The organism is Algibacillus agarilyticus, assembly GCF_003286125.1.
GTDB classification, from domain to species: Bacteria; Pseudomonadota; Gammaproteobacteria; order Enterobacterales; family Alteromonadaceae; genus Algibacillus; species Algibacillus agarilyticus.
In genome coordinates this window covers 359620-373694 of sequence record NZ_QMED01000001.1, presented here as the reverse complement: position 1 = coordinate 373694, position 14075 = coordinate 359620, and the positions used below count along the sequence as shown (strand labels likewise).

The window sequence follows — 14075 nt, the reverse complement described above, 5'->3', positions numbered from 1 at the left end:
CTAATAAATATTGTGGAGCTGTTATATGAGCGATGAGCGAAATTTAACATCGGACTCAGCAACCGGTGATGATCAGGTATTGCAATGGGTTACGTTTAAGTTAGATGAAGAGACTTATGGCATTAATGTAATGCAAGTCCAAGAAGTCTTACGTTACTCTGAGATTGCCCCTGTACCAGGCGCGCCTGATTATGTGTTAGGTATTATTAATTTACGCGGTAACGTAGTAACCGTTATCGATACACGCTCTCGTTTTGGTTTACCATCGACGGAAGTTTCTGACAATACCCGTATTGTTATTATTGAAGCAGAGAAGCAAGTTATTGGTATTTTGGTTGATAGCGTCGCTGAAGTGGTTTATTTACGAGCCTCTGAAATAGATACTGCACCTAATGTGGGTACGGATGAGAGTGCTCGATTTATTCAAGGTGTCAGTAACCGCGATGGTGAGTTATTAATTCTTGTCGATCTTAATAAATTATTAAGTGATGAAGAGTGGGAAGAGCTTAGCGTTATTTAATGATTGATGTTTACGCTTTAATCGCACTCATAATGAGCGCTGTAAGTTTAATACTTATAGCGTTTTGTTTTTATTATGTACGCCAGACTAATGATAAACTTAGGTTGCTGACTAAAGCGCTTAATGATGTTGGCATATCTAATGAAAAAAATACCTTAGCTATTGATGAGATCCGTGCGGGTTCTATTGGCATGGGACAAGTTATTCAGCAAATCAAATTAAATACAGAAAACGAGCTGCAAGTCCTTGCTGATAAACATGCTGAATTAGCAATGCATGATCCTGGCTCAAAACTATATAATCGAGCGGCTAAAATGGTTGCTAAAGGCGCTTCAATTGAAGAGGTGATGCTTGAATGTGAAATTCCGAGAGCTGAAGCAGAGCTCGTTATTTCGATGCGAAAACTCTAAATAGCAAACTTTACTCTCTGGTTAGCGTTATATTATTCATGCTAAACGCGATCATCCACTTTATTATGTATGTTATTCCATTTCTCCGGTTTTTTACCTTGTAAAATATAAGACCATGCTATGAGCTCGGCGATAATAACATACACTTCTTTTGGTATTTCATCTCCGACATCTAACCGGGTCAGATAACTTGCTAACTCGGTATCTTGATGAACTAATATCCCACTTTCTTCTGCTAACTTTATTATGGCTTCGGCTCTTTCGCCAAAACCTTTAGCGATGACTTCAGGCGCTTTAGGTGCGTTATATTTAATACTGACGGCTTGTTTATCTTTCATCGAGTTCCTCATCATTTCAATATTTTATACCAATTCATATAAATAAGTGATCTCTCAGAATGCATCCAGCGGTTTTTGAACAAGGCGTCGGTGTACTTCAGGCACCCTGCCTTTCGCTAAAGCCAGCAAAGCTGTTCAAAAATGTTCCAGACATTTTTGTGTAGGAATGGTTGCTCCCTTTCAAATACCGATAACGCAGGTCAAAAGTCGCTGGGGCATTCCTTTCAGGCGAGTTTTAAATGCGCTTACTCTGTGTTACTCGAACTCAAAAGAGCACACTATTCTTTCATTTAAGCGCATTTAAACGCTCGCTGAGTGGGCACTTATTATTACGGATTTGTTTTATACGCGGTATTGAATACCAATAGCCGTTTCATTCCATAAATGTTGAGGTATTTTACCTTGTTTAAATTGTGTGTCTGTTAATTGAATTGCTTGTTTACTGAGTTCTTCTCGCAGCCGGTTAATTTCATTTTCGCATGTTTTGAGTGTTTGCAAATTATCAGTATAAAGACTAAGTTTTAGTTCATTATCGGCCAATGATGCTTTGGCTAACATACTGCCCATGTCACCCATATTAAATTTCAAAGAGAATCGGACTAAGGTTGTATTGGCTGTTTCTTCTGACTGTTGATCTTTTTTGTCTTTATCTATTTCATAGTTTATTGCTAAATCAATCGATTTAAATTCCCCATCCACCATAATGGGTAATTGAAAGTATAGGTTATTTTGTTCCTTAATTTGTGATTGAGCACTTTTAAGTTGATTAATTTGTTGTGACTTGATGGTTTTAGATAAAGCCGATGTTAATGGCTCGATTGCACTTTTAGGTAGTTTATCGTGATTAACTTTAGCTGGGCGAGTTTGCTTGTTATCGAACACCGCCGTAAATAATTTAGTGGATGGGGTGTTGGTTGTGTTTGTTGAGGCCGATTGCTTAGGTGTATTTAGCAGCGAGTCATGCTTGATTGCGTTAGTATTACTTTCTTTTCCTGTTTTTGATTGTGGTTTATTTAATTTAGATGAGGCCGCTTTTCCCGTTAATATAACCTGTAAAGCGAGTGCTAACTGATTTAAAGGCGTTGTATTATTACTTACGTTGCTTAGAATATGTTGACTGGTTAGGTGGCTTGAAATAATTTGTTGTATATCTATCGCTGTTTTGGTGGCCTGTAGTTGGTTCAACGCATTATGGGTGATTTGTTTTGGTTTATTATCACCTTTAATTTGTTTTAGTGCATCGGTTAATTGATTAAGCGATTCAGCTATATTGATCGCTTGATTTGTTGGTTGTTTTAAAATGTTATCAATCTTATTTAGCACCTGAGCTTTATTTTGTTCTGGTTGTAATTTAGCAATAGATTTTTGCAGAGCTTGAATCGAAATATCAGAAGATGCGCTGGTATTTTCAGTCGATGGGCTAAGTGTTTTGATGATCCCTAGTTCGGTTAATTGTGCTTTTAAAGCGCTCGGTATAGCAATAGAAATGTTAACACTGTTTTTTTTAATAAGGCTTAATTGCTTTAAATTATCTTTAAAACTGGGTTCAGCATTAAACCCTGTGGGTAATTGAATACCGGCCGCTTTAAATAACGCTTCAAATGCATTTTTATTGTCGAGATTTGATAGCTTGACTAATCCTTCGTTTAATACACTTAATTTTTGAATAAAAGCCTGACTAATGTTTTGAACCGTTTTGTTGTCAACTAGCTTATTGGTTGGAACAGCAATGGTTTCAATTTTGTTACCAATCGCAATTTTTAATGTTAATTCGTTTTGAGATAATTTGATTGAGGCTATGGGGGGAGTATAGACTAACTTATTTTTATCACTGCGACTCTCACTTCCACTTTGCATCAAGTTATCAATTGCTGATTTCTTTTTATCATTATTTTCTTGCCCAGCGTAATCAATTGTTAAGGTTTGTTGATTAAGTTGGATATGTATTTTTTTATCTAGAGGTACATATTGACTGCTCACGAGCTTGAAAGCGGATTTATCGTTTTGCTCAGTCGTTGATGACTCCGATATTATAGGGATGAGTGTAACGGGAATTTGTTGCTGATTGTGCAGTACCGTTATTTGTCGACCTTGTTGAGGCTGGCTTGTTGATATTTTAAACTCGCCATGCCCAAGCGTTAGTAAATTAGATGGCACTTTATATAGCTGACCTTTATATTCGAGTTGGCCATTCGTGATCTTAATTTTTTCTGGTGTGACCCATTGTTCGGGAGTGGAGGTTATCGATGTAACTTGCAATTGGTTTGCATTGCTTGATATTAATAAGTTTATTGGAGCCGCTGGACCTATTTGTGTGCTCTTTAGGGTGTAAACGTTGTTTTGATAATTAAATGTGATTTGACCGGCGTTGTTTTTGTTTCCTGCGACTAGTTCGCCTGTTGGCGCATGTTTTAACGCCGACTTTATACTCGTTAATGCTATTTCAGCACGTTGTGGGTTGGTTAATTTAACACTGTGTTTAAGATCTTGGCCTAGTTTTATATCCAGTTTTTGATCGGTTTGTTTAATTTGAACTGGTTGCTTTGTTTGAAATATCGCGCTTTGACGCTCTGTTAAGGGCACATTAAATGATTTTTTATCACCGAGCGTTATGTTGGCTAATGTGTTATTTACTTTAGTTAAAACGGCTTGTTTGTACTCATTTTGTGAGGCAAGCACACGATCAACTATACCTTGAGCCTTATTTTGCATAGCCGTGGTATGTTTTTGTAATTGTGTATTAATATCACTTTTTAACATTCATTGCGCCAAATCAAAATTCACAACCCTAGTTACGTAGAATAGCTATAGTCGGCTAATAAAAAATTATGCTACCATGCCAACAATTATAGCGCATAGAGATAAGCTGTTTTTGTTATCGGTCAATGAACTTACCTGCATTAGAAATAATCGCATTTTATTCGAAGATCTGAGCTTTGTATTGAAGCCAGGTCAACTAATGTATATTACCGGACCTAATGGTGCTGGTAAAACGACGTTATTACGAAGTATTAGCGGTTTGCATCAGTATCATAGTGGTGATATTGAATTGAATAAACAACCGTTAAGTGAAATGCTGGCGAATGTTTTATATATTGGCCACAAAGCGGGCGTCAATGAAAATTTGACGGCTATTGATAATATGCAACATTGGCTAATGCTCACGGGTGAAAAAGCCAATATTAACGAAATTATTGAAAAAATTGGTTTAAGTGGCCTAGATAATGTACCGGTAAAGTTTTTATCCGCAGGGCAAAAGCGACGTGTTGCTTTATCTCGATTATGGATCTCGACCGCGGCTATATGGATTTTAGACGAACCTTATACATCAATCGATGCCGTTGGCATTAATGTATTAAATCAATTGTTTAAACGTCACGTAGACAATGGCAAGATGGTTATTGTTACTTCGCATCAGCCTTTACCAGATGATTTGGTCGATGTTAATTTAAATTTAGAATATCGATTTTAATTCATGTCATATTTAGATTATTTTTGTTTATCACTTAAACGCGACATGCAACTTGCCGCGACGCAAAAACATGAATTTGGTTTGCCACTGGTTTTTTTTGTTTTAGTTGTATTACTGGTTCCACTTTCTGTCGGACCTGAAATTAATTTATTAAATCGGATCGCTCCAGCGATGGGTTGGATCGCATTAATTCTATCGATGTTAATTGCATTGCCTAGAATGTTTGCTGAAGATTATGACAATGGTTGGCTTGAATTAGTTTTCATTTCGGGTCAACCGCCTATTTTAGCTGTGCTTGCGCGAATGATCAGTTTTTGGTTGCTCTATGCATTGCCTTTAGTACTCTCGAGTATTTTATTGGTTCCTTTTTTTCAATTAGCTTTTGAGTATTGGTTGGTGTTGGCGCAAACACTCTTGATGGGAAGTTTTTTAATCACGGCACTGGGGTCTATTGCAAGTGCATTATTATTGGGCTCTCGCAAAGGCAGTGCTGTTATGGCTTTATTAGTTATACCCTTGCTTATACCCGCTTTAATATTTGCAACGTCGGCTGTCGACGCTGTTATCCAAGGCTTACCCAATACGGGGCCCATGTTAATGTTAGCCGGGATAAGTGTATTAAGTATAACGCTTGCACCTATTGCGACAGAGCATTCACTAAAATTAATGATGAGTTAAGTTTATGTTTAAATGGTTACATCCTTACGCTAAACCCGAAAACGCTTATACGTTATCTGAAAAAATTTACGCATTTGTGATCCCGCTAGCCACGTTATGTTTAATTGTCGGCAGCCTATGGGGCTTACTTTTCGCGCCAACAGATTATCAACAAGGTGAATCCTTTAGACTTATCTATTTTCATGTACCGGCCGCTATTTGGTCTATGGGCGCCTATACAACGATGGGCGTTTTAGGGTTTTGTGCCTTGGTATGGCAAATTCGAACGCTCGAACTTGCGGTTATTGCGATAGCTCCTATTGGCGCTATTTTTACCATACTGGCCTTAGCAACGGGGGCTATTTGGGGTAAACCCATGTGGGGTACATGGTGGGTTTGGGATGCACGTTTAACATCCGAACTTATTTTATTGTTCTTATATTTAGGCGTTTTTGCGCTGTATTTTAGCTTTGATGATAAACGCACTGGCGGTAAAGCGGCTTGTATATTAGCGGTTGTTGGTATTGTCAATGTTCCAATTATTCATTATTCCGTTGAATGGTGGAACACCTTGCATCAAGGTGCCACAATCACGAAGTTTGATAAGCCGTCGATTGCAGGGGATATGTTATGGCCGTTATTAATTAATATTGTCGGCTTTTTACTTTTATTCATTGCTTTATCTAGCTATCGATTTGCCACCGAATTAGCAAAAAGTGAAGCACATCGTAAATGGGTTTTAAAACTCGTTAGAAAAAATTTAAGTTAGTAAGAGGTTTTTATGCAATTTGATTCAGTTCAACAATTTCTTGCGATGGGTGGGTATGCCGCATATGTCTGGAGTGGTGTAGGATTAGTCTTCGCTTTATTAATTGGTTTGTTTTATTTTTCGAAAGTAGAGCGCAAAGCAATGTTTAAACACATTGAGCAAAAACTAGAAATTGAAAAACGCCGCCGTAAACAACAAAATTCAGAAATGACATTATGAACCCAAGACGCAAACAACGATTATTATTAGTAAGTATCATCCTGCTGGGCCTTGCCGCCACCACCGCTTTAATTTTAACGGCTTTAGATGAGAATATAGATTATTTTTATACGCCTTCTGAAATCATTAACGGTAAAAATGAAACGGGAATTAAACCTAAAGTCGGTCAGCGTTTACGTATTGGCGGAATGGTTGTTGAAGGTTCGGTGAAACGTTCAGATGTTGATCTCGAAGTGAGTTTTGATCTCAGCGATACCGGACCTATCGTTACGGTTATTTATGATGGTATTTTGCCTGATTTATTTCGCGAAGGCCAAGGTATCATTGCTCAAGGTCATCTTGTTAATGCGACAACAATCAAAGCGTTTGAAGTGCTTGCTAAACATGATGAAGAATACATGCCACCTGAAATTGCTGAAGCAATGAAAGGTATAAAGCATGTTAAACCTGAATATACTCAACAGCAACTAGGTAACTAAGATGATCCCAGAAATTGGCCACTTTGCATTAATTTTGGCGCTGTTATTTTCTATCGCTCAAGCGATATTTCCGCTTTGGGGCGCGCAAAAAAATCATGCGGGTTTAGTCTCTCTTGCTCGACCTTTAGTTATTGGTAATTTTATTTTAGTTTCAATTTCGTTAGGTTGTTTAGTATGGGCTTTTTACACGAATGATTTTTCAGTTTCATATGTCGCGAATAACTCGAATAGCCTTTTACCTTGGTATTTCAAAATATCAGCGGTTTGGGGCGCACACGAAGGTTCGTTATTATTATGGATTTGGATCTTGTCACTTTGGTCAATAGGGGTTGCATTATTTAGTCGTCAGCTTGATGATGAAGATGTGGCACGTGTTATCGCGGTAATGGGCTTTATTGCGGTTGGCTTTTTAGCGTTTATTCTTATTACGTCTAACCCATTTGAACGTACTTTTCCTCATTTTCCTGTTGATGGACACGATTTAAATCCTTTATTACAAGATTTCGGCCTTATTATACACCCGCCAATGTTATACATGGGATACGTTGGATTCTCTGTCGCGTTTGCGTTTGCTATCGCAGCCTTGATAAGTGGGAAGTTAGATGCAACTTGGGCACGATGGACTCGCCCCTGGACTCTGGCCGCTTGGGGGTTTTTAACGTGTGGTATCGCGCTTGGCAGTTGGTGGGCTTATTACGAACTGGGCTGGGGCGGCTGGTGGTTTTGGGATCCGGTCGAAAATGCGTCATTTATGCCATGGCTTGCGGGGACGGCGCTAATTCATTCTTTAGCCGTGACTGAAAAGCGAAACTCATTCAAAAGCTGGACGTTATTATTAGCTATAACGGCTTTCTCTCTGAGCTTATTAGGTACCTTCCTTGTGCGCTCGGGGATTTTGGTTTCGGTGCATGCCTTTGCCAGTGACCCAGAACGTGGTTTATTTATTTTAGTGTACTTACTCATTGTTATTGGTGGTGCATTAACGCTTTATGCTGCGCGAGCCTCTAAAATGGAAAGCTCACATCGTTTCACCTTATTTTCACGTGAAGTTTTACTCTTTATTAATAACATTTTATTGATCGTTGCCTTGGTTGTTGTGTTACTGGGGACTTTATTGCCTTTAGTGCACAAAGAAATCGGTTTAGGCTCTATTTCAATTGGTGAACCTTTCTTTAATCAAATATTTGCCTATTTATTTGTACCTTTTGCTTTAGTGCTTGGGATTGCCCCCTTGGTTCGTTGGAAACAAGATAAATTACCGCGTAACAAAAGCAAGTTATTCATTGCCCTTGGTTTAGCGACCTTATTTGCGTTGACGTGCTACTTTATTTACGCCATTGATCATATTTGGACGCTCTTAGGTGTTTCTTTGGCGGTTTGGATTGTCGTTTTAACCCTTTTTGAAATCATGCAAAATGGTAACTTGCGTAAATTACCATTATCTCATTGGGGAATGGTGATGGGACATGTTGGGTTTGCCTTTTTAATTGCCGGTATATCATTAACTCAGTTTGGTTCAGTTGAAAAAGATGTGCGCATGGCTGTCGGTGATAAAGTCGATTTAGGCCGTTATATCTTTAGCTTAGACAGTGTAGATTCGGTCGCAGGACCTAATTATTCCTCTTATATGGCAACGGTGAGTGTTAAACACGATACGGCTTTATTTAAGTTATTTGCAGAAAAACGTTTTTATCAGGTTCAATCATCGGTCATGACTGAAGCGGGTATTGATCCTGGTTTTACACGTGATTTGTATGTTGCTTTAGGTGAACAAATGTCTGATGGTTCTTGGGCGGTGCGTGTTTATGTTAAACCATTTGTGCGTTGGATTTGGCTAGGTGCGATATTTATGTGTTTTGCCGCTATATTATGTATAGCTGATCGCCGCTACAAAAGTGTACTCTCACTGCGTAAAGCTAAAACATCGACTGATGGCTTAACAAAGGCGGTATAAGATGAAAAAATTACGTTTGCTTATTCCTATTGTCACATTTTTATTTGTCTGTATTTTCTTTTATCGCGGTTTGTTTTCTGATCCGCGAGATATTAAAAATGCCAGCTTAGATCGTGAGTTTCCGGCATTCGCCTTAGCTGATTTAATGACGCCAGATTTAAAGCGCACTGAATCTGAATTAATGGGTAAAGTCACATTAGTTAACGTCTGGGGGACTTGGTGCATTACGTGCCGAGTTGAATTACCGTTTTTAACTCAGCTTAAACAACAAGAAAATATGCGCATTGTCGGCGTGTATTACGATAACGCCGTTGATGCTGCATTTGGTCCCGTTGATGTTAATAAAACTCGTCTTGAAGTCAGGCAAATGTTAGGTCAACTGGGAGACCCGTTTCTTTACAATGTTTATGATGAAAAACGTGACTTGTCGCTTGATTTAGGGATTACGGGAGCCCCCGAAAGCTTTTTAGTTAACAAGCAAGGTAAAATTGTTTGGCATCGCCGTGGTGATATTAACGTGCGTTTATGGCAAGAAGAATTAAAGCCATTATTTGAAAAACTCAAAGCCGAGTAGGGATGAAAATAATGAAAATTTTACTCAGTTTAATCATATCTCTTGTTATTACGGCTTCATCGGCTGCATCTCCAAAAGATAAATACCCGTTTGAAACGATTGAAGAGCAACGTTTATTTAATCAATTGACTAAAGCATTACGTTGCCCTAAATGTCAAAACCAAAACATTGCTGATTCTAATGCGGGTGTAGCGGTTGATTTAAAAAATAAAACTTACCAGCTCGTCAAAGAAGGTAAATCAGAGCAATATGTTATTGATTTTATGGTTCAACGCTATGGCAATTTTGTTACCTACCAGCCGCCGATTAATTCCGTTACGGTTTGGTTGTGGCTTATCCCTTTGCTTATCGCTTTCATGTTAGGTTTTATTGTGTATAAGCGTTCGCAATCGGCTCATCAAAGTGCTTCTCAAACAGATATTGAGCAAGAAATGTTAGAAAAAGCAAAAGCTATATTAAAGCAAGGTAAGTAATCATGTTCGAAATCTACAGTGCTTTAAGCATATTATCGCTAATAACAATTGGTTATTTAAGTTTACCCATATTGCGGGCGCAAAGAGTTAAGTCTGTTACGCATTCGGCATTAAAACAGAATGAAGAACAAATCTTTATTGATAAAAAAACAGAACTCGATGAAGACTTTAAAGCTCAGCGTTTATCTAAAGCTGATTACGAAAAAGCCAATGATGAATTGACACTTGAACTTGCCGTTTACTTAAAAAACAAACCGGCTACTCAAGGCAACGATATTAAATTGACGCCTATATGGGCATTACCGATTGTGATAGTTGGCTTAGCTGTTGTTATTTATTTTATGCAAGGTAAGCCTGCACAGCTGCAAACGTGGCAGCACGCTAATGATTCTCGCAGTGCGCTGGGTGAAAAAATTGTCATGGGTGACGGAAAAGATGTCACGTTTGAAGATTTAAGAACATTTTATTTGGGTTTACGTATCAAGTTATACGAAAAACCGGATGATGCCGTTGGTTGGTTATTGTTGGGTCGAGTGGCTGCGGCTATTGGTGATCATGAGGCCGCTATTAAAGGCTTTGAGCAATCCTTAATTTTAGAACCTAATAAGCGCTCAACGATGCTGAGTTATGCACAAGCTTTAATTGGTACACAACAAGAAAAGCATTTTCATACCGCTAAAAAAACACTACATGCACTTATAAAAATGGACGCTAAAGATGTAGAAGCGGCCATGCTATTAGGTTATGTAGAAAATCAGCTGGGTAATCATGAGCTTGCGCATGCGATTTTAAATGATGTTATCACTCAATTGCCGTTAAACGACCCTAGACGAGAGTTGATCCTGCAAGCAATGCCGACATTAGCGCACAACAAAACTGATAATGCAAAAACCGAGAGCGCTACAGCTAACACTGATTCGCCTCGGATTGAGGTATCGCTAGCGGGAATTGACGCTGATGTTAAATCGTTTAAATATTTATTTGTTTTTGCTCGCCCTGCTAAAAAAGGACCGCCGTTTGCGGTACAAAAAATAGCACTGGGACAATCATTACCTGAAAAGGTGACTTTAACGGATGCGAATGCCATGATGCAAGGCATGAATTTGTCGAGCGTTAGCCAAGTTTATGTTTCGGTTAGATTGTCGTTTGATGCCAACGTCATGCTAGCTGACGGTGAGTTAGAGTTTCATTCTGAACTCACTGATATTGCTAAAAACAAAACGACGTCGGTACAGTTTTAATTTAGAGAAAAATAGTTAGATAAGTTGGAATATAGATGAAAAATAGGGTTATAGGATATTCACCTAAAATGCAGTTAACAAAACATATACTGACGTGTGTGCCCAAAGTATTAACTTGCTTATTAACGGCTGCGCTTATGCTTGGCTGTACCACGGTACCTGAGCAGCAAGCCGATCAAGAACTCAGTAATAATGATCCGTTAGAAAGTGTTAACCGGCATATGTGGGACTTTAACTACGACATACTTGATAATTACGTGTTACGACCGAGTGCGGTTGTCTACCGCGATTATATGCCAACACCGGCACGAAAGGGATTATATAATGCGGCAAATAATTTAGATGAGCCTTCTGCGGTAATCAACAACGCATTACAAGGTAAATTTAAAGATGCGGGGATTAGTTTAAGTCGGTTTACAATAAATAGCACCGTGGGCATTCTGGGGCTATTTGATATCGCAACTAAATTAGGTTTAGAAGAAAAGCATGAAGGGTTTGATGAAACGCTGGGTGTTTATGGCGTAGAAACGGGGCCGTATCTTATGCTACCGGCTTATGGTCCTTCTGATGCGCGTTCATTGGTTGGTAATTCTGTTGATAGTTTATATTGGCCTTTGTCGGGTTTAAACCCTTTGGCGAGTGTGAGCCGAGTTTCTGTCAAAGTATTAGAAGCGCGTATTTCATTGATGGAACAAGAAGGATTGCTTAAAGATAGCTTTGATCCTTATACCTTTGTGCGAGAAGCTTATTTTCAGCGTTTAGCATTTAAAGTTAACGATGGTAAAGTTGAACCAGCACCCGTAGAAGAAGAAAGCTTTGAAGATTTTGAGGCTTTTGAACAACAGCTAGAAGGTTTATAGTCTCTCGCTTTAAAAAAGGCTTTATTGATAAAGCCTTTTTATTGGTACTCTGTTACATAAAGATTAAGCCTTATTTATCTTTGTGGTCTAAATCATTTACTTCTTCTTCATCATCATCTAAAGCTGCTTTCTCTTCGGCAGTAAATTTTTTAATGGCATTATCTAATTCTTTTTGAGCAAAAAAGAGCATTAGTGGGTTTGTTATTAATGGGTAAAATGTTACCAGCGCCACGAGCGGTAATAATATCAACCAACCTTCAACACGTGCGATTAAAATAAATAACGGGGCGAGTAGGGCTAATTTGACAACATTTAAAAACAATTTGTCTGGCACGCTTATAAGCGAAAGGGCGATAGATAAAATACGCGAACGTTGTTTAAATGTGTAATCAGCTAAGGCTGGGATTTTAGCAGCAGAAAAATAAAGGGCCATGAAATAACAATATTCATTAATTTAAAAATATATTTTAACCTGACTGACCGGTGAAAAACAGCGGAAAGGTTAAAAAATCCCATACGCGCAAGTCAGCTAGTTTTTTGCTAAAGTCGTTCTGTTATCTAGCCTTACCTATTTTAATATAATGACTGAACCCTGTTTCTCGTTAATATTGTTGGTGTGAAGGGTGATAAAAAATTCGGATTAATAGCCTCATGATCAGCAGTGATGGCTAATTTATCTTTTAAGGCTTCTTCATCATTTTGTACAAATTGAGCTGAACAGATTGACTAGGGCGTGTTTATCTTTGTCGTATAGATTTTGAACCCAAAGGGCAGCGCATTTGCACTATTTCTAATATGTTGCCCCACATGGATGTGGGGTAAGGTGACTTTGCAGGAGCATAAAGTCTTTGCCCCACATGGATGTGGGGTAAGGTGACTTTGCAGGAGCATAAAGTCTTTATCGCTCTTTTAGGTAGAATAACGACACTGCAATCGCTCTGCCTTGTATAAATCGTGCAAATACGGCTGCAAAAGCAAACACAAAAGATAAACACGCCCTAGCGCGATACGTACTGTGTTCGTCCTGTATATTGTTTTTATTGTGCATTAAATCAAGCGTGGCTTGATTCGCTTATTAAAATAGAACGCGTATAATTGCCGCCATTATTTACTCTGGTTTTATGCTAAATGTCTATTTTTTATTCTGTCCGTCGCGAATACGACCTAACACACCTTAAAGAGTCAGTGCTAACTGATACGCCTTTTTTGCTTTTTCAACGTTGGCTTGATGAGCTTGTAGCGGTGAAAGCGGTTGCAGATCCAACGGCAATGATCGTCTCCACTGTTGATGGTAAAGGTATGCCATATCAACGAACGGTATTAATGAAATCATACGATGATAACGGTTTTGTTTTTTTTACTAATCAACAAAGTCGTAAAGGGCAGCATATACAACAAAATAACCAAGTTAGTTTAATTTTTCCTTGGTTAGCGATGGAAAGGCAAGTAATTGTAACCGGCATTGCAGAGCCGATTAGTGCAGAAGAAAACGACCGTTACTTTTATTCTAGACCGTTGACCAGCCAAGTCGCCGCAATTGCGTCGGCGCAATCTCAACCGGTTGCGAGTCGAGAGGTATTAGAAAAAAATTATCAAGATTTATTGGCTTTTTATGAGCAAAACCCATTAAAACGACCTGCGCATTGGGGCGGTTATTGTGTAAAACCTGTCGCTATTGAATTTTGGCAAGGCGGAGAAAACCGCTTACACGATCGATTTTCATATGAATTTGAGGCTAACAACGAACCAAACTGGTCGATTAAACGACTGCAGCCTTGATTATATTGTAAGATAAATCGCACGTTAAAAAACGTAATAACGGCTGGTGGTCTATTGGTTTTATTACATACTGAGACATCTTGTTATTTAATGGAATAATAAACAGTGGAAAAGCCCAGTCGTTTAAATACACCTCTACCGGTAGATCCAAAAGTAAGTTCAACGGCATCTATGTTAGAACCCCCTTCATCGCTTTATCAATTGAAGTGCACTTTAGATGAACTTAATTCTGAATTAGATAAATTGAAAGAAGAAGTGAAGTTAAATCATTATGGTTTAGGTGAAAAAATAAAATAAGGTATTGATAAATTACTGTTTTTTTTTGATAAA

Annotated in this window: 17 protein-coding genes; 14 read left to right on the top strand and 3 right to left on the bottom strand. The window is 38.4% G+C overall.

Going from position 1 to position 14075, the window contains the following annotated elements:
• Positions 1-25: 25 nt before the first annotated feature.
• Together DPX34_RS01715 and DPX34_RS01710 are read left to right on the top strand one after the other, a co-directional pair.
• A complete protein-coding gene (locus DPX34_RS01715; RefSeq protein ID WP_111976668.1) occupies positions 26-520 on the top strand; it encodes a chemotaxis protein CheW in 495 nt (164 codons plus the stop codon).
• Positions 521-552: 32 nt separating this feature from the next.
• Positions 553-930, top strand: a complete 378-nt coding sequence (locus tag DPX34_RS01710; RefSeq protein ID WP_157964585.1) for a DUF2802 domain-containing protein — start codon at positions 553-555, stop codon at positions 928-930.
• Positions 931-971: 41 nt separating this feature from the next.
• Here the strand turns inward: DPX34_RS01710 and DPX34_RS01705 are convergent, their stop codons facing one another.
• Complete coding sequence (locus DPX34_RS01705) at positions 972-1268, bottom strand: EscU/YscU/HrcU family type III secretion system export apparatus switch protein (RefSeq protein ID WP_111976666.1); 297 nt, start codon at positions 1266-1268, stop codon at positions 972-974.
• Between the two features lie 342 nt (positions 1269-1610).
• A complete protein-coding gene (gene fliK, locus DPX34_RS01695; RefSeq protein ID WP_111976665.1) occupies positions 1611-4028 on the bottom strand; it encodes a flagellar hook-length control protein FliK in 2418 nt (805 codons plus the stop codon).
• 76 nt (positions 4029-4104) lie between these two features.
• Here fliK and ccmA point away from each other — a divergent pair, with 76 nt between their 5' ends.
• The 10 genes from ccmA (at position 4105) to DPX34_RS01645 (ending at position 11966) form a co-directional block, all read left to right on the top strand.
• Complete coding sequence (gene ccmA / locus DPX34_RS01690; RefSeq protein WP_232824620.1) at positions 4105-4740, top strand: cytochrome c biogenesis heme-transporting ATPase CcmA; 636 nt, start codon at positions 4105-4107, stop codon at positions 4738-4740.
• 3 nt (positions 4741-4743) lie between these two features.
• Entirely contained in the window at positions 4744-5418 is a 675-nt protein-coding gene (gene ccmB, locus DPX34_RS01685; RefSeq protein ID WP_111976664.1) for a heme exporter protein CcmB, read from the top strand.
• A gap of 4 nt (positions 5419-5422) precedes the next feature.
• The gene (locus DPX34_RS01680; protein ID WP_111976663.1) at positions 5423-6166 is read left to right on the top strand and encodes a heme ABC transporter permease; all 744 of its coding nucleotides are present in this window, start codon (positions 5423-5425) and stop codon (positions 6164-6166) included.
• Positions 6167-6178: 12 nt separating this feature from the next.
• Positions 6179-6385 carry a heme exporter protein CcmD gene (gene ccmD, locus DPX34_RS01675; protein WP_111976662.1) on the top strand — a complete coding sequence of 69 codons (207 nt, stop codon included), beginning with the start codon at positions 6179-6181 and terminating at the stop codon, positions 6383-6385.
• Positions 6382-6864, top strand: a complete 483-nt coding sequence (ccmE, locus tag DPX34_RS01670) for a cytochrome c maturation protein CcmE (RefSeq protein ID WP_111976661.1) — start codon at positions 6382-6384, stop codon at positions 6862-6864. Before ccmD ends, ccmE begins: the two co-directional genes overlap by 4 nt.
• A 1-nt stretch (position 6865) precedes the next feature.
• Positions 6866-8818, top strand: coding sequence for a heme lyase CcmF/NrfE family subunit (locus DPX34_RS01665; protein ID WP_111976660.1), 1953 nt, complete (start codon positions 6866-6868; stop codon positions 8816-8818).
• Between the two features lies 1 nt (position 8819).
• The gene (locus tag DPX34_RS01660; protein WP_111976659.1) at positions 8820-9392 is read left to right on the top strand and encodes a redoxin family protein; all 573 of its coding nucleotides are present in this window, start codon (positions 8820-8822) and stop codon (positions 9390-9392) included.
• 11 nt (positions 9393-9403) lie between these two features.
• A complete protein-coding gene (locus DPX34_RS01655; protein ID WP_111976658.1) occupies positions 9404-9865 on the top strand; it encodes a cytochrome c-type biogenesis protein in 462 nt (153 codons plus the stop codon).
• A gap of 2 nt (positions 9866-9867) precedes the next feature.
• Positions 9868-11106, top strand: coding sequence for a c-type cytochrome biogenesis protein CcmI (gene ccmI, locus DPX34_RS01650; protein WP_111976657.1), 1239 nt, complete (start codon positions 9868-9870; stop codon positions 11104-11106).
• Between the two features lie 68 nt (positions 11107-11174).
• Entirely contained in the window at positions 11175-11966 is a 792-nt protein-coding gene (locus tag DPX34_RS01645; protein WP_332872810.1) for an MlaA family lipoprotein, read from the top strand.
• Between the two features lie 70 nt (positions 11967-12036).
• On the opposite strand, the gene DPX34_RS01640 is transcribed toward DPX34_RS01645, so the two are convergent.
• Positions 12037-12399 carry a DUF6170 family protein gene (locus DPX34_RS01640; protein WP_111976656.1) on the bottom strand — a complete coding sequence of 121 codons (363 nt, stop codon included), beginning with the start codon at positions 12397-12399 and terminating at the stop codon, positions 12037-12039.
• A gap of 695 nt (positions 12400-13094) precedes the next feature.
• On the opposite strand from DPX34_RS01640, the gene pdxH reads away from it, so the two are divergent.
• On the top strand, positions 13095-13745 hold the full coding sequence (gene pdxH / locus DPX34_RS01635; protein WP_111976655.1) for a pyridoxamine 5'-phosphate oxidase: 651 nt from the start codon (positions 13095-13097) through the stop codon (positions 13743-13745).
• A gap of 105 nt (positions 13746-13850) precedes the next feature.
• The gene (locus DPX34_RS01630; RefSeq protein WP_111976654.1) at positions 13851-14042 is read left to right on the top strand and encodes a hypothetical protein; all 192 of its coding nucleotides are present in this window, start codon (positions 13851-13853) and stop codon (positions 14040-14042) included.
• Positions 14043-14075: the final 33 nt, after the last annotated feature.